A 16,023-nucleotide genomic window follows, 5' to 3' on the forward strand; every position below is an offset into this window, starting at 1 on the left:
GATGAAACAATGAACATAATGGTCACGGGAGCCGCAGGTTTTCTGGGTCGCCGCTTGATTGAGCGCTTACTGACGCTAGATTATCTGGCGGACAGCCAAGGCAATCAGCGCAGTATCAATAAAATTATCGCCTGTGATGTGGTACCGCTGAGTGGTATCGCGGATGAGCGAGTGCAGGTCGTTTGTGGTGATATTTCAGATGCCAAATGGCTAGCCACCGTTTTAGATCGACAGATCGACACGGTTTTTCATCTGGCGGCGATTGTCTCCAGTCAGGCTGAGGAAGATTTTGATTTGGGTATGCGGGTTAACTTCGACGCGACCCGCAATTTATTTGAGCAAGCGCGTCAGCTAGGCCACTGTCCGAAAGTCATTATTACCAGTTCGGTGGCAGTCTTTGGCGGTGATTTACCGACGGTAGTACCTGATAAACAGGTGTGGTCGCCGCAAAGCTCATATGGCACGCAAAAAGCCTTAAACGACTTATTGCTGGCCGATTATAGCCGCCGGGGGTTTATTGATGGCCGCAGTCTGCGGATGCCAACTATTGTGGTTCGCCCCGGTAAACCGAACCGCGCCGCCTCCAGTTTTGCCAGCGGTATTATCCGCGAGCCGCTGCAAGGCATCGACGTGATTTGCCCAGTTAGCCTGCAAACACCGCTGTGGTTGCTCTCGCCAAAAATGGCGATTAATAACTTGATCCTCGGTCATCAACTGAGTGCCAGCCAGCTGAAATCTGGGCGAGTGATTAACCTGCCGGGGTTATCCATCAAGGTGCAGCAGATGATTGATGCCTTGCGGCGTATCGCGGGGGATGCAGTGGCGGATCGTATTAAAGTGCAGCAAGACCCTTCGATCGAGAAAATCGTCAACTCTTGGCCGGGGGATTTCGAGGCGCACTACGCCAAGGCGCTTGGCTTCATTAGCGATAAGGATTTTGACAGCATCATTAATGACTTTATTCTTGGCGAATGACTGGATCGAGTCGTGCAATTGGCCGGGAACAGGCAATAAAACGCGGTGACTCCCCTCGGGATATCTTGGTATTCCGAGGGGAACTCACACCGCTTTATTCTGCCGCGAGTGTCTCTGGCTGGCGGCGAATAAATATCATCACCAAGCCCAGCCACAGCAAGCCGCTGATCAAATTGAATAAATTGAAGATACCACTATTGCCCCACAGGTAAGCCAACTTGGCAAACTCAATGCCGAAGGTGAAGACCATCATACTGATCATCCCCATCGCCGCAGAGACCGTCCCTTTGCTGATATCACTGGCAAACAGTGTCAGCCGCACCAAACCGGCATTCGCCAGCCCAATACCAAAGGCATACAGGCTCAACCCTGCCGTCATCCAGAGATAAGCATGGGATGAGTAGAGTGTGGAACCGGCTGCAATCAGCAGGCCGATAATCATTGGGCCTGCGCCATAGCGGATCAACCGTGGAATGGAGGTTTTGCCGCTCAATCGCGCCAGTGTCAGGTTACCCACAATCAGCGCGCCAAAAATCGGTACCTGTAGCACCCCGTACCCGACAGTGGATAGCCGCTCGCCGCTGATCAAAATAACCGGCGATTGAGCAATCCACGCCAGCAATGGCAGACTGGCAAAGCCCAAGGCCAGCGAACCGCACAGGAAACGGCGGTTGGCGAGCACTTGCTTATAGTCGCTCCACATCGCCGCCACTGACAATTTCTCGCCTTTCAGCGACGCGGTTTCTGGCATGGCACGCCACAAGCCAACAAAGGAAATTGCGCCCAGTACCGCGAACAGTACAAACATCCACTGCCATGGCGCGACGTGAATCAGCGCCGCACCGGCCAATGGGCCAAGCAGCGGGGCTATCAAGGCCACATTGGCCATCAGCGCAGTGATTTTGATACACACCGCTTCCTCGAATGACTCCTGAATCGTGGCGTAACCGACTGCGCCAATAAAGCACAAACCGATCCCTTGCAGGAAGCGCATGGCGATAAATTGCTCAATGTTATTGACCAGCAAAATAGCAAGACAGGTCACCACAAAGAACGCCACGCCGACCAACATCACCGGACGACGCCCACGGCGGTCTGACAGTGGCCCCAACAGCCATTGCAGGAACATCCCACCCGCCAAATAAGCGGTCATGGATGTTGGAACCCACTCAACGCTGGCATTAAAATCGGCCACGACTGCCAACATTCCGGGCTGAATCATATCGTTGGCGATATAAGCGGCAAATTCGAATAATACCAGGCACAGCGGAAATAAAAGCGCCCGTCGACCTAAACGCGTCGCGGGTGAAAATGAAGTTTGCATAGATTAAGCTATTAATTATAAACGTAAAAAATGGGAAGCACTCAGGCAGGATGCCAGTCAGAGCGCGTCAGGTCGGCTATTTTGCCGTCAATATAACGTTATGGCAACAATTACCACAATAGATGGGAGTGATGGATCGGATCTGGTTTCGGTTGATAGGTGTTTATGTTATCTGTTCGATTATTGGATCAGGTTTCGGTTGATATTCGTTCAGTGATCACCTTACCCTCGTGGCCTCAACCGAGTCGGGCCGCAGGGCGGCGGCCCAACACCCGCGCCTTGCGCGAAATATTGCCCTGCGGGTCAACCTCCCGCGTCTTTCGGGCTGACGAGCCAGCGCGATTCGCAATCCATTGCTCAAGCGCGCTTTTCGCGGGCGTCCTGCCCGCTCACTCTACCCTCTCTCCTTGTCGGCAATATTCCTGATTGCGCTCAACGTCAAAGGCCAATTCAAAACCCTGTTTTTAGGTTTTGAAGTTAAAAGCACATTTGAGCTGCCGAGTGAAGAGTGAAGGTAGGAATGGATCAGGTTTCGGTTGATATTCGTTTAGTGACCACCTATCCCTCGCGGCCTCAACCGAGTCGGGCCGCAGGGCGGCGGCCCAACACCCGCGCCTTGCGCGAAATATTGCCCTGCGGGTCAACCTCCCGCGTCTTTCGGGCTGACGAGCCAGCGCGATTCGCAATCCATTGCTCAAGCGCGCTTTTCGCGGGCGTCCTGCCCGCTCACTCTACCCTCTATCCTTGTCGGCAATATTCCTGATTGCGCCTGACGTCAAAAGCCAATTCAAAACCCTGTTTTTAGGTTTTGAAGTTAAAAGCACATTTGAGCTGCCGAGTGAAGAGTGAAGGTAGGAATGGATCTGGTTTCGGTTGATATTCGTTCAGTGACCACCTATCCCTCGCGGCCTCAACCGAGTCGGGCCGCAGGGCGGCGGCCCAACACCCGCGCCTTGCGCGAAATATTGCCCTGCGGGTCAACCTCCCACGTCTTTCGGGCTGACGAGCCAGCGCGATTCGCAATCCATTGCTCAAGCGCGCTTTTCGCGGGCGTCCTGCCCGCTCACTCTACCCTCTATCCTTGTCGGCAATATTCCTGATTGCGCTCAACGTCAAAAGCCAATTCAAAATCCTGTTTTTAGGTTTTGAAGTTAAAAGCACATTTGAGCTGCCGAGTGAAGAGTGAAGGTAGGAATGGATCAGGTTTCGGTTGATATTTGTTCAGTGATCACCTTACCCTCGTGGCCTCAACCGAGTCGGGCCGCAGGGCGGCGGCCCAACACCCGCGCCTTGCGCGAAATATTGCCCTGCGGGTCAACCTCCCACGTCTTTCGGGCTGACGAGCCAGCGCGATTCGCAATCCATTGCTCAAGCGCGCTTTTCGCGGGCGTCCTGCCCGCTCACTCTACCCTCTATCCTTGTCGGCAATATTCCTGATTGCGCTCAACGTCAAAAGCCAATTCAAAATCCTGTTTTTAGGTTTTGAAGTTAAAAGCACATTTGAGCTGCCGAGTGAAGAGTGTCGCAAGGGCAACCCGCCATGGACGGCGGGTTGAGGTGTGCTTGAGCAATGGATTGCGAATCACACCGTCCCGCCAGCGATATGATGAGCCGAGGGTACCCACGAAGTGGGCAAGCGATACGTGCGCTAGCGCAGGGGTTCCAAGGGGGTTACGCGCTTGTAACCCCCTTGGCGGTTGAGGCGTTAGAGGCCAAATAAACGCCGATCTCATGTCAACCGAACCGATCACCGAGTCGACTACCAACCGAAACCAGATCCGTTCCACTACAGAGGCAAACCCTAATCCCCCTGATCCCTGTGTATATCCCCAAACTTACGTTATTATTCGTGAAGTAACTGTTTTCAGACTCATATTAAGGCGATCGAGAGTATGCATGACCAATAAGATTGGCTGGATTGATAATCTGCGGGCGGTGGCCTGCATTATGGTGGTCATGATCCACGCCACCACCTATTACGTGACCAGTGGTGCGCAGGTGGGGGAAGTGAACTGGGATATTGCCAATCTGCTAAATTCAGCCTCCCGTGCCTGTGTACCGCTGTTCTTTATGATCTCCGGTTACCTGTTTTTTGGTGAAAAAAGCGCCAAACAGAAGCACTTTACCCGCATCGGATTGTGTCTGCTGTTCTATAGCCTGATTGCGCTGATCTATATCTCGACACTCACCCCCATCGATGGCTGGGCCTCACTGAAGAATATCCTGCAAAAACCGGTGTTTTATCACCTCTGGTTTTTCTACGCCATTATCGTGGTTTACCTGGTTTCACCGCTGATAAACGTCAAACCGGTGTCGGGCCGCTACCTAGCGGTGATCATCCTGCTGCTGGCGGTACTCGCCAATCCACAGGCCAGCAAATTCTCGATTGGCGGCTTCCATTTACTGCCGATCAACCTCTATATCTATGGCGATACTTTCTATTATTTGCTGTACGCGCTGTTGGGACGGGCGATTGGGATGCTGGAAACGCAGGGGCGAATCATCAGTTGGAGCGCAGCTGCACTGTTTATCCTGAGCGTGATATTTATTGCCATCTCAACGGAAAAGCAGACGCGGATTAATGGCAGCTTTGCCGATACTTTCTATATGTATTGCGGCCCATTGGTCTTTGTGGCGGCAGTATCGATGCTGGTGTGGTTTAAAAACTGCCTCAACCAGCAAATTGCCTGGCTAAGTTGGTTGGCGGGCCATTCATTGGCGATTTATGGTTTCCACGCGCTAATTATCCATTTTATCCGCACCCATCATTACGATTTCACCGCTTATCCGGTGCTGGATATTTTCTATGTCTTTGCGCTGGCCCTCGCATTGAGCACCTTGCTATCGATGGGGTTACAGCGCATTGATCGGCGGCGTTTGGTCAGTTAACCATCGCTAACCCGCGCTGTTGTGCGCGCCGTAGCTGGCGACCGGAGGAGAATCCGGCGGCCAGCGCGGCTTTCTCCAGATTAAACCCCTCTTGCAAGCGCACTTCAGCGACCGCGACCCGCAGTTGCTCGTGGAATTCGCGCACACTGATGCCAACATGTTCGCGGAACAAGCGGGTTAAGTGACGGCTGCTAACATGGGCTTTCTGCGCCACCTGAAGCAGCGACCATTCGGCTTGTGGCTCTGCTGACATCACATCCTGTGCGCGATGGACCGCTGGGTGGAGATGATTGCGGTAACGTAACCAAGGCGAAAGTTGCGGGTCATCCCCCGAACGGCGGAAGTAAACCACCATCTCCCGCGCCACTTCCAGCGCGATTTGTGGGCTGCAATAGCGGCTGATCAGATGCAAAGAGAGATCAATCCCCGCCGTAATCCCGGCGCTGGTATACACCCCGCGATCTTCAACAAAAATGCGGTTCTCTTTGGTTTGTGCCGCCGGTGCCTGCTGGCGCAACCGCTCAAGCACAAGGTGATGGGTAGTGCATTGATAACCGTCCAGTAACCCCGCTTGCGCGGCCAGCAACGCACCGGAGCAGACACAGACCAATAGGATTTTTTGCTGCACGATGGCTTTTTTCTGCTGCTGTAACCACTGACGCGCCACCGCCGCCGTTTCGGTCGCAAAATAGTGATGCGAATCGCTCACACCCGGTACCACCAGTAAACTGCCTTCCGGCAAATGCGCGGGCAGTGGTTGCAGTTGGCCCAGCAACATTTCGGTGGAAGAGATCACTTCTGGTAGCGGGCTGATATAGCAAAGGTTAAACGACCCCGCCAGCCGTAAAGTCTCAGCAGGGCCAGTTAAATCCAGCGACAGCACGCCGGGCAGCAAGAGAAAATAGACATTTCGTTGCATGGTTAATCCACAGTTACCGTCAAATAACGGGTCATATAAGCCGGAATATCCGGAGTATGCTGTAGCAAAGTACCAACAAACGCGTCGCGCTCAAAGGCCATTACCTGCAAATCCCACACACAGAATGATTCATCCCGCGCCGCGCGCCACATTCCCTGTTCCTGCACCCACACTTTCACTCGTAATTCGTTTTCGTTATCCCACCATCCGACAATCAGGTAATTCAGCGTTTTCCCCTGATGCTCAATCACAAAACCTACGCCAGGGCGATTGACGGTCTCTGCATCATGCGGTAACCACTGCCCAACGAGTTGATAAGCGGGGCTGTAATCCGGCGTGGCACCCTGCGCCTGCGAGTAGCGAATCACATAGCGCTTTAATCGCCATTGGTTGAGAATTTTGATCCCTGCTGGCGTGATGGCCCGTGGCAAATAAGGCTGTGGTTGCCAGCTGACCGTTTCTTCGACGGTCGCTGCGACAGATTGTGAATCCAGCGCATCCAGTGTCTCTGCGACAGTGCGGATAGTCGCAAAGCGGTCAGCCAAGACCGTTTCAGTGCGCAGTTTCAATTCTGCGCTGCTCAGCACCACACCATTTGGCTGCGTCATCGGGAAGGTCAGAGTGGCCTCGGTGACAAAGGTGACCTGATAGCCCAGATCCGACGCCACGCGGGCGGTGGTCTCACAGCACTGCTCGGTTCGCATACCGGCAATAATCAGGTGGTCGACCTCTCTCTCTTTGAGCCAGTGATCTAGCCCTGAATCGGTTAGCGCGTTATGCACCCGCTTTTGCACGGAAACATCGGCCTGATGGGAAACCAGCGACATCGGTTTAACATAACCGGAAGCCAATGAGAATGGCCCCTCGGGTGAAACATGGAACACATCCACCAGTGAAACGCCACGTTGCTTGCAACCACTAATGAGCTGGTTCAGTGCGGCTGAGAAGGCAGGTACGTCTTGCAGTTGCCAAAAAGGTTTATGTTCGAATGATTGCTGAACATCGATGATCAAAAGTGCGCTGTGAGTCATTTTCGGCCCTCCGCCGTATGGGTATGAATCCATCATGCGCGGGTTTCAAACCAAGAGGAATGCCAAATCAGGCCATCGTAGGGGATAATCAGGACCAGATCTTCATTCAGCCTCTCATTTGGCTTCTTATCGCCATCTTATATAAATAAACTGATTTCGCGTTTCATTTATTTAATAATGAGAATAGGAAACTTAGAAAAATAAAAATATTTTTTTCCTTCATTTTTGTACGAAATTTCATTTTATTTGAATGAAGCTTCTGATTTATCGAATAGATGCCGATAATATTTATAGCTACAATTATAAAACTATTTGAAGTATAACCTTACTTAATGATCTCACACTAGCTTAAAACACCACATATCTATCTATTTTTTAGAATAAAACGCTGCATATATTACATATAGCGATCGATTCGTCGACAAAATGACAATTTACTAGATAAAAAGATCGCGTATACTTTCCCGTGTCAAAAATGAGTAAATCAGCAAAGTGGTATAAAAATATTGAAGTCAGCAGGATATTATTTTCCCTGTTAATTAATTTCTTAATGATATGGATTCGTATTTGATAACAACAGATCATTAATAGATATAACGAAAATTATGAAATAGGATTCTGGGGTTATTTATTCCGGAATGAGTTTTTGTAAAAAAATTACCGTATCACTTTATGATCCCCCATTCTTCTGTTTGATTTTATCTTATTTACCGTGGCGATGTTCACCGGTAGTGACATGAGTCGTTGAAACCTTCAATCAACGAATTTCTTCAAATGTAGTGTCTAAATAAAGGTTTTTAATATGTCCAATTTTAAGAAAAGTGCATTGGTTATTGCGTTAGCATCTTCAGCTTTCATTTCTCAGGCATTTGCTGCGGATGAAGGTAATGGCCGTATTCATTTCACCGGTACGGTGATTAATGCACCTTGTAGCATTGCACCAAATTCTACTGATATTAACGTCGATATGGGGCAAGTAGCAAATAAGGTACTGGAAACCGGGAATAAATATTCTCAGAACGTACAGTACAGCATCGATCTGCAAGACTGTGATTTGACTGAGCAAACCGCGGGTAGCGTGACTTATCCAGCACAATCAAAAGTGAGCGTAACATTTGGCGGTATTTCTGATGCGACAGCCTCAGAATTGCTGGCTAATACGGGTAGCGCGGGTGGTGCTGGCATTCGTCTGATTGACACTAACGGTGCGCTGCTGAAAGTCGGTGATAGCGGTGCTGATGTTAACCTAGTCACTGGCCCTAATCAGATCGTATTTGCCGCCCGTGTTGAAGCAACTGGCGCCCCCGTCACCACAGGGACTATTGTGTCTCAGGCGACTTACGCGCTGAACTATAAATAAAATTATCCTGCGTGCTGAAAGTTGCAGTATGACTAGCGGTTCATTCCTTGCTGCAATTTAAGGGGAGGCCACTCCCCTTTATTAATATCTTGCCATAAGACAGTGATTTATTTATGCAATATCATTCTAAAAGAAAAGAGATGATCTTTCGAATAGTGCAAATATTAACATTGGCAGGCATGAGCTTATTTTTGCCTCGATGGGCCGAGGCTGTAGAGTTCAATACCAATATTATCGATGCGAAAGACCGCGATAATATCGATCTCTCGCGTTTTGAAGTTGATGATTACACGCCAGCAGGACACTATCTGCTGGATATCCTTATTAATGGCCGATTGTTACCCGAGCGTTTCTTAATAACCTATCTGCCTATTGAAGGCGGAAAGTCAACCCGATTATGTTTATCCCCAGAGTTGGTTGACCTATTGGGTTTATCCCCTGCCGTTCGTGAATCACTGACATTATGGAATGACGGTAAGTGTGTTTCTATTGATGAAAAAGAAGAGATAACCGCAAATTACGATAAAGAAAAACAGTATTTAATTATCTCTATCCCACAAGCATGGTTGGCCTACAGTGATCCGAATTGGGTACCGCCTTCACAATGGGATGAGGGTATTCCTGGCGTGATATTAGATTACAACCTGTTTGCTAATCGTTATGCGCCGAAAAATGGCGATAGCACGACGAATTTTAGCAGCTACGGTACTGCGGGTGCCAATATGGGACCCTGGCGCATTCGTGCTGACTATCAATATATCAATAATGAAACCGACGGTTCACATTACGGCAATTTTGACTGGTCGCAAGTTTATGCTTTCCGGGCTATCCCGTCGATAGAGGCTAAATTCGTTGGCGGCCAGACCTATCTCAGCTCCAGTATTTTTGATTCATTTCGTTTTCTCGGGGTATCACTCTCCAGCGACGAGCGCATGTTACCCCCGACCCTGCGTGGCTATGCGCCTCAGGTGGTCGGGATTGCCCGCACCAATGCCAGAGTCATTCTGAGTCAGAATGGCCGGACGCTGTATCAAACCAACGTCGCGCCTGGACCCTTTGTCATTCAGGATATCAGTGAGGCGGTACAGGGAAATATTGATGTCCGCGTAGAAGAGGAAGATGGTCGCGTTACTACTTTCCAGGTGAGTGCTGCTACGGTGCCGTTCTTAACCCGTAAAGGCGCTATTCGCTATAAAACGGCGTTGGGTCGTCCAACACAGGGCAGTCATCATGCGGTCAGTGATCCAAATTTTTTTAATGGCGAGCTTTCATGGGGAGCATTTAATGATGTTTCCCTGTATGGCGGGTTGATTGCGACTTCGCAGGATTACACCGCTATTGCCGTAGGGGCTGGGCAGAATTTACATAGTTTTGGCGCGCTTTCTGTCGATGTCACGCATTCGCGCGCTCAAATACCCAATGAAGAGAAAAAAAGCGGCGAAAGTTATCGAATTAACTATTCCAAACGTTTTGATCAGACCAATAGCCAGATTACCTTTGCCGGATACCGTTTTTCGGAGAAGAACTTTATGAGCATGAATCAGTATCTGGATCGGCTCAATGGCAATAATTACCTACAGAACGATAAGCAAACATACACGGTGACCGCTAACCAATATTTGGCCTGGCCGGATATTACCCTGTATCTCTCGGCAACCCATAAAACCTATTGGAATGATGCCTCCAGCAACAACTATGGTGTTTCTGTGAGTAAAATCTTCGATATCGGCACTTTTAAGGGCATTTCGACAACAATTTCGGCCAATAAAGTGAATTATCAGTATGAAAATGAGAATCAGATCTTCTTCTCATTCACCCTCCCAATAGGGAGCGGGCAGCAGCTTAGCTATGACGCCCAGCACGATAAAAACAGCGGCTACTCGCAAAATATCTCTTATTTTAACAGCCAAGATCCGAGAAACATTTGGCGTGTCAGTGCCGGTGGCGCTAGTCCGGAATTGCAGCAAGGTAATGGCGTCTTCCGCGGTGGCTATCAGCATAGCTCCCCTTATGGTGAGTTTGGTATTGATGGCAGCCATAAAAACAACGAATACAATTCAGTCAACTCCAACTGGTATGGCTCGATTACCGCCACGACTCGGGGTATTTCCGCTCATCAAAATAAGTCAGGCAATGAACCGAGAATAATGATTGATACCGGCGATGTCTCTGGTGTGTCCCTGAATAATAACTCGGCAATGACCAACCGATTTGGTATCGCGGTGGTGAATGGCATCACCAGTTATCAGCAGTCAGATATCCGAGTCGATGTACAAAATTTGCCGGAAGATATTGAAGTTTACAGTACGGTAATTCAAAAAACGCTGACTGAAGGAGCGATTGGCTACCGCGAAATAAGAGCGGTCAAAGGGCGGCAAATTATGGCCATAATCCGCCAAAAAGAGGGTCATTTTCCACCACTGGGCTCATCGGTTATCGCTGATAAAACGGGTGCAGAGGTGGGTATTGTGGGAGAGAACGGATTGACTTATCTCGCTGGATTAGAAGATGGCGGCAAATTAACGGTTCAGTGGGGCAAAGATCAGTGCAGGATAATATTGCCAAACAACAGCGGCATGAATTCTGGAAAAATTCTGCTTCCCTGTCAGTAAGCCATTATTTATTAAAGCCGTTAATCACAGCATAACGGCATACATTAGAGCGAAGCAGAGAATGAGAAATCTTGATAACCCGATGCGTACTAGAAAAAGTTCGCCCATAAATATCGCCATAGTAGGCATAGCATTGTTGTTTACCGCCATGGTAAGTGAGGCGGCGATAAATCTGGATCGCACTCGGATTATTTTTAATGATAGCGACAAATCCGCCAGTGTTATTTTGCTGAATCAGAGTAAATCATCGCCCTATCTGGCGCAGTCATGGTTGGAAAATGCCGCAGGTCAGAAAGTGGATAGTCCATTGGTTGCTTTGCCTCCGATGCAACGAATTGATGCCGGACAAAAAAGCCAGGTACGGATTATGAAGCTACCCGATGCCGACAAATTACCCACTGATCGCGAAACATTATTCTATTTCAATATTCGGGAAGTTCCGCCTAAAAGTGAAATGACCAATGTGGTGCAAATCGCCATTCAAAATAGAGTGAAATTATTTTATCGGCCCGTAGCTATCAAAGCCGATTATCGCAATATCTGGCAGGAGAAATTACAGCTCAGCAAGCAAGGTGAAAGCCTGAAAATTCATAATCCGACCCCCTATTACATTACGTTAGGGTATTTAAGTCAGGACAATCGCGGTAATTTCCCCGGTTTCGATAGCGTGATGATTGCGCCTTTTGGTACTGAGACGGTAAAAACGCCGGGCTATAGCGGTAGCCATTATACCCTTGGTTATATGGATGATTTTGGTGGTATGAAAATGCGTATCGTTAATTGTTCAGCGGTTGATTGCCAAATTCAGCCGGTAGAAAAGAATAAATAATGCACTCATCCTGTCTCGGCACTGGCAAAGGAATAACAATGACTCATGCTATGTTAAATAAAATGGGCCGGATAGGTGGCTCGCTGACGATGTTATTGGTGGCACTACTCTTATCACCGACCGCCTATGCACTTGATTGTGTTGAGAGTGGGACCGGCGTGGTGATTAAGCCTGCTATCCCTATCGGGCAACTGGCAATACCGTCCAATGTCGCGGCAGGGACTAAAGTCTGGGAGTCTAACGAGATTACGGTCACGGCCTATTGCGATAATGTTTTGGGTTCAACAGTCGATCAAGTCTGGTTCTATTTTAATCCACTGCATCAGTCACTGGGGCAAGGATTACAATTAGGTGTCAGCTATAATGGTCAAGATTTGGAAACGAATGCGGCACGCTTAAATACCAACACGACTCCGATAGTCCGAGGGCAGAACGTGACGGTGACGGTGACTTTTCGGTTATATATTAAAGTGACCGGTAACCCACCCTCCAGTGGTTCTTATGTCGGGGCGGATAATTTTACGGTATTCCAACTTGATGGTTCAACTGGCTTGAATTTGGTTGCGGGAGCTAAGAACTTACGTTACGCATTATCGGGATTAACTGGCGTGCGCTTTATTGCCTGTGGTGCGGATTTAGTAGTTTATCCAGAATCACAAATTGTGAATTTTGGTGTATTCAATAAAGCGTTACTACAGAACAGTGGTGATAATATCAGCCAGCCCTTCTCTATTACGGCGGTGAAGCAGGGTTGTTTATCGAACTTTTCTATTCAAGCACAGTTCTCTACGACCAATCCGCTAGTGGGGGATAATGCCATTGATATGCAAAATGGCACGAAACTCACGATCTATAACGATGCTAATCAGGCGATTGTCTACAACAGCTATAGTAACTTTGCACAGCTAAATGATGTCAATCAGGTGACAAAAACCTATACCGCCAGCCTGAATGCTATTGCTGGACAATCAATACAGCTGGGGCAATTTGATGCTACCGCGATTGTTAAAATTAACTACTACTGATGCCGCTAAGGGGCTGAGAGATATTTTATCCCATCGCCCCTTATTGCTATTTACACTGTTATCTATGTGCTTATACCGCTAATGGCAGTAATTGCTGATATAGCTTTTTAAAGATTATCCGACGAGCGGCATAATCTTGATGTCGCTGCGCATCAGGTAAATGGGTCTGTTCCAGTGGCAGCGTGGGGAGTAAATCAGCCATAGGCCTCTGCGGATTCAACGCAATTTGAGCCAGTCGCGCCGCGCCTAGCGCCGGGCCGACATCACCGCCAGTGCGGTACTCCAGTGTTTGACCGCTAATATCTGCCAGCATCTGCCGCCAATAGGCGCTACGTGCACCGCCGCCAATTAATGTGACCGATTTTGGCTGTAATCCGCTGGCATGCAGGGCATCCATACCGTCGGTTAAAGCAAACCCCACACCTTCTAACACGGCGCGAGCTAAATCTGCGCGGCCGTGCTCATGGGTAAAACCCCAGAATGCCCCTTTGGCATTAGGATTATTATGGGGCGTGCGTTCGCCGGAAAGGTAGGGCAGGAACCATACAGGTGTCGTGGCGGCAGGCGTGTTTGCCACCTCATCGATCAGAGCGGGAACGGAGTCGGCACCGGTCAACTGGCAGGCCCAATCCAGACAGGAGGCGGCACTGAGCATCACTGACATCAAATGCCAGGTGTTGGGGAGTGCATGACAAAAACTGTGAACTGCGCTGGCTGGATTGCTGAGAAAACCGTCGCTAACCGCGAAGTAGACGCCGGAAGTCCCCAGCGACAACATCGCCTGACCAGTTTGATACAGGCCAACCCCTATCGCGCCAGCGGCGTTATCGCCCCCACCCGCAACCACGGGGATGATGTTGATGCCCCAGCGCTGTGCAATCTCTGCGCTGACATGGCCGGTTATCTGACTACCCTCGAATAACGCGGGCATCTGCTGGCGAGTCAAATCGCAAGCGGCCAGCATCTCATCACTCCAGTCGCGTTTAGCCACATCCAGCCACATTGTTCCGGCGGCATCGGACATATCACTGGCGAAATCACCGCTAATCAGAAAACGGAGATAATCTTTGGGTAACAGCACCTTATCGATGCGGCTGAAAACCTCTGGCTCATGTTCCGCTAACCATTTCAGTTTAGGGGCGGTAAAACCCGGCATCATCAGGTTGCCGGTAATGTGGCGCGATGCAGGCACCGCGTGTTCCAGCGTTTGGCACTGGGCAAAACTGCGGCCATCATTCCATAAAATGGCAGGCCTCAGCACCTGATGCTGTTTATCCAGCAAGGTCGCACCGTGCATTTGACCCGTTAGTCCGAGGGCTTTTACCTGCTGCAAATCATGGGCTGCGGCCAGCGCTTGCATCGCCTGATCAGTTGCCTGCCACCAATCAGCTGGGTTTTGTTCTGACCATAAGGGGTGGGGACGTGAGACAGTTAATGCAGCACCTTGGCTGGCAATCACTTGCCCATTTTCGGCCAATAGGATTGCTTTAACGCCGGAGGTGCCTAGATCGATGCCAAGGTACATATATTTTCCTTCATGTAGGCTGTTTTATCGTGCGGAGCCTGACGGGGCGACTGCACCGATGGGCACTCCGACGGCTCACGCCGTTACGACCCATCCGGTACATTTCCCCGTCTATCACTGTTGTTTTTAACAAATATTATTATCAACCAAAGATATAGCGATTAACCTGATTCTCCAGCAACTCCTGATGACCGCTTTGGTGATGTGGGTTCAGATTGTGTTGACCCGCATAGCGGGCCAGATCTTCCAGTGACATCTTACCTTGCAGAATCTGTTGGCCCAGTTCGGTATTCCAGCCAGCATAGCGCTTGGCAACTAACTGATCCAACTGACCATCTTCAATCATTTTGGCGGCAATTTTCAGTGCCAATGCCATAGTATCCATCGCCCCGATATGACCATAAAACAGATCATATTTATCGGTACTTTGGCGGCGCACTTTGGCATCAAAATTCAGACCGCCAGTGGTAAAGCCGCCCGCTTTGAGGATCTCAAACATCACCAATGCATTCTCTTCCACACTGTTCGGGAACTGATCGGTATCCCAACCTAACTGCGGATCGCCACGGTTCGCATCCACGGAGCCAAAAATACCCAATGCAATGGCACTGGCAATTTCGTGATGGAAAGAGTGCCCAGCCAGTGTGGCGTGGTTGGCTTCAATGTTCACTTTTATCTCTTTTTCCAGCCCGAACTGTTTGAGGAAACCATAAACAGTCGCGACATCATAATCATACTGATGTTTGGTCGGCTCCTGCGGTTTTGGCTCAATAAGTAATGTCCCTTGGAAACCGATTTTATGTTTATGCTCCACCACCATCTGCATAAAGCGGCCAATTTGCTCGCGCTCCTGCCGTAAATCAGTATTTAACAGTGTTTCGTAGCCTTCGCGCCCGCCCCATAACACATAGTTTTCGCCGCCCAGTTTCTGTGTTGCATTCATGGCAGTAAAGACTTGGGTCGCCGCCCAACTGAAAACTTCGGGATCAGGATTGGTGGCCGCCCCGGCACCGTAGCGCGGGTGGGTGAAGCAGTTGGCGGTACCCCATAATAGTTTGACGCCGCTGCTCGCTTGTTTCTCAGCCAAGACATCGGTCATGACCGCAAAATTATTTAGATACTCTTTTAATGACGCACCTTCAGGGGAGACATCCACATCATGGAAGCAGTAGTAAGGCACATTCAGTTTATGGAAGAACTCAAAAGCGACATCAGCTTTGCGTTTTGCCAGCGCGAGTGCATCGCCAGACTGCTGCCACGGGCGCTCAAAGGCATTGCTGCCGAACATATCTGCCCCGCCCCAGCAGAAAGTGTGCCAGTAGCAGGCGGCAAACCGCAGGTGATCGGCCATTCGCTTACCAAGGATAATTTCATCCGGATTGTAGTGATGAAACGCCAGCGGGTTAGCGCTTTGGCTGCCTTCGTAACGCACTTGTTCTAATTCATCAAAATAAGATTGCATGCAATACTCCTTGGAAGCTGGCCCGCATTATTGGGCGGGTGAGCTTTTATCTTCGGAGTTGTTTGCTATTCT

The 16,023-nt window shown here is 49.6% G+C and carries 11 protein-coding genes; 6 read left to right on the top strand and 5 right to left on the bottom strand.

The genetic code is table 11. The features are described from left to right. Positions 1-9: 9 nt before the first annotated feature. Complete coding sequence (gene denD, locus ACZ76_RS08755; protein ID WP_048618546.1) at positions 10-975, top strand: D-erythronate dehydrogenase; 966 nt, start codon at positions 10-12, stop codon at positions 973-975. Between the two features lie 94 nt (positions 976-1,069). On the opposite strand, the gene ACZ76_RS08760 is transcribed toward denD, so the two are convergent. Continuing rightward, positions 1,070-2,299: an MFS transporter gene (locus tag ACZ76_RS08760; RefSeq protein WP_048618548.1), complete on the bottom strand. Its 1,230-nt coding sequence runs from the start codon at positions 2,297-2,299 to the stop codon at positions 1,070-1,072. A 1,896-nt stretch (positions 2,300-4,195) separates the two neighbouring features. Between ACZ76_RS08760 and ACZ76_RS08765 the strand changes: the two genes are divergently transcribed. Beyond that, positions 4,196-5,188: an acyltransferase gene (locus ACZ76_RS08765; RefSeq protein ID WP_048618550.1), complete on the top strand. Its 993-nt coding sequence runs from the start codon at positions 4,196-4,198 to the stop codon at positions 5,186-5,188. Here ACZ76_RS08765 and ACZ76_RS08770 read toward each other — a convergent pair. Together ACZ76_RS08770 and ACZ76_RS08775 are read right to left on the bottom strand one after the other, a co-directional pair. Continuing rightward, complete coding sequence (locus ACZ76_RS08770) at positions 5,181-6,107, bottom strand: GlxA family transcriptional regulator (protein WP_048618551.1); 927 nt, start codon at positions 6,105-6,107, stop codon at positions 5,181-5,183. The genes ACZ76_RS08765 and ACZ76_RS08770 overlap by 8 nt on opposite strands. Before the next feature lie 2 nt (positions 6,108-6,109). After that, a complete protein-coding gene (locus ACZ76_RS08775) occupies positions 6,110-7,138 on the bottom strand; it encodes an isochorismatase family protein (RefSeq protein WP_048618553.1) in 1,029 nt (342 codons plus the stop codon). Positions 7,139-7,940: 802 nt separating this feature from the next. Here ACZ76_RS08775 and ACZ76_RS08780 point away from each other — a divergent pair. The 4 genes from ACZ76_RS08780 (at position 7,941) to ACZ76_RS08795 (ending at position 12,964) form a co-directional block, all read left to right on the top strand. Then, positions 7,941-8,498: a fimbrial protein gene (locus ACZ76_RS08780; protein ID WP_048618555.1), complete on the top strand. Its 558-nt coding sequence runs from the start codon at positions 7,941-7,943 to the stop codon at positions 8,496-8,498. Between the two features lie 191 nt (positions 8,499-8,689). After that, the gene (locus ACZ76_RS08785; RefSeq protein ID WP_235428214.1) at positions 8,690-11,110 is read left to right on the top strand and encodes a fimbria/pilus outer membrane usher protein; all 2,421 of its coding nucleotides are present in this window, start codon (positions 8,690-8,692) and stop codon (positions 11,108-11,110) included. A 61-nt stretch (positions 11,111-11,171) separates the two neighbouring features. Beyond that, positions 11,172-11,939, top strand: a complete 768-nt coding sequence (locus ACZ76_RS08790; protein WP_048618559.1) for a fimbrial biogenesis chaperone — start codon at positions 11,172-11,174, stop codon at positions 11,937-11,939. A 38-nt stretch (positions 11,940-11,977) separates the two neighbouring features. After that, entirely contained in the window at positions 11,978-12,964 is a 987-nt protein-coding gene (locus tag ACZ76_RS08795; protein ID WP_082146900.1) for a fimbrial protein, read from the top strand. 70 nt (positions 12,965-13,034) lie between these two features. Here ACZ76_RS08795 and xylB read toward each other — a convergent pair whose 3' ends face one another. Next, positions 13,035-14,489 (bottom strand): xylulokinase, encoded by a 1,455-nt coding sequence (xylB, locus tag ACZ76_RS08800; protein ID WP_048618560.1) that lies wholly within the window; start codon positions 14,487-14,489, stop codon positions 13,035-13,037. Between the two features lie 142 nt (positions 14,490-14,631). Next, positions 14,632-15,951 (bottom strand): xylose isomerase, encoded by a 1,320-nt coding sequence (gene xylA, locus ACZ76_RS08805; RefSeq protein WP_048618562.1) that lies wholly within the window; start codon positions 15,949-15,951, stop codon positions 14,632-14,634. Positions 15,952-16,023 lie beyond the last annotated feature (72 nt).

This window comes from Yersinia aleksiciae (assembly GCF_001047675.1).
Lineage (GTDB): Bacteria > Pseudomonadota > Gammaproteobacteria > Enterobacterales > Enterobacteriaceae > Yersinia > Yersinia aleksiciae.

Excerpts from the sequence above, each read along its gene's own strand:
- denD (WP_048618546.1), top strand. The coding sequence starts at position 10 with ATGAACATAATGGTCACGGGAGCCGCAGGTTTTCTGGGTCGCCGCTTG.
- ACZ76_RS08795 (WP_082146900.1), top strand. The coding sequence starts at position 11,978 with ATGACTCATGCTATGTTAAATAAAATGGGCCGGATAGGTGGCTCGCTG.
- ACZ76_RS08780 (WP_048618555.1), top strand. The coding sequence starts at position 7,941 with ATGTCCAATTTTAAGAAAAGTGCATTGGTTATTGCGTTAGCATCTTCA.
- xylA (WP_048618562.1), bottom strand. The coding sequence starts at position 15,951 with ATGCAATCTTATTTTGATGAATTAGAACAAGTGCGTTACGAAGGCAGC.
- ACZ76_RS08770 (WP_048618551.1), bottom strand. The coding sequence starts at position 6,107 with ATGCAACGAAATGTCTATTTTCTCTTGCTGCCCGGCGTGCTGTCGCTG.
- ACZ76_RS08765 (WP_048618550.1), top strand. The coding sequence starts at position 4,196 with ATGACCAATAAGATTGGCTGGATTGATAATCTGCGGGCGGTGGCCTGC.
- ACZ76_RS08790 (WP_048618559.1), top strand. The coding sequence starts at position 11,172 with ATGAGAAATCTTGATAACCCGATGCGTACTAGAAAAAGTTCGCCCATA.
- ACZ76_RS08775 (WP_048618553.1), bottom strand. The coding sequence starts at position 7,138 with ATGACTCACAGCGCACTTTTGATCATCGATGTTCAGCAATCATTCGAA.
- ACZ76_RS08760 (WP_048618548.1), bottom strand. The coding sequence starts at position 2,299 with ATGCAAACTTCATTTTCACCCGCGACGCGTTTAGGTCGACGGGCGCTT.
- xylB (WP_048618560.1), bottom strand. The coding sequence starts at position 14,489 with ATGTACCTTGGCATCGATCTAGGCACCTCCGGCGTTAAAGCAATCCTA.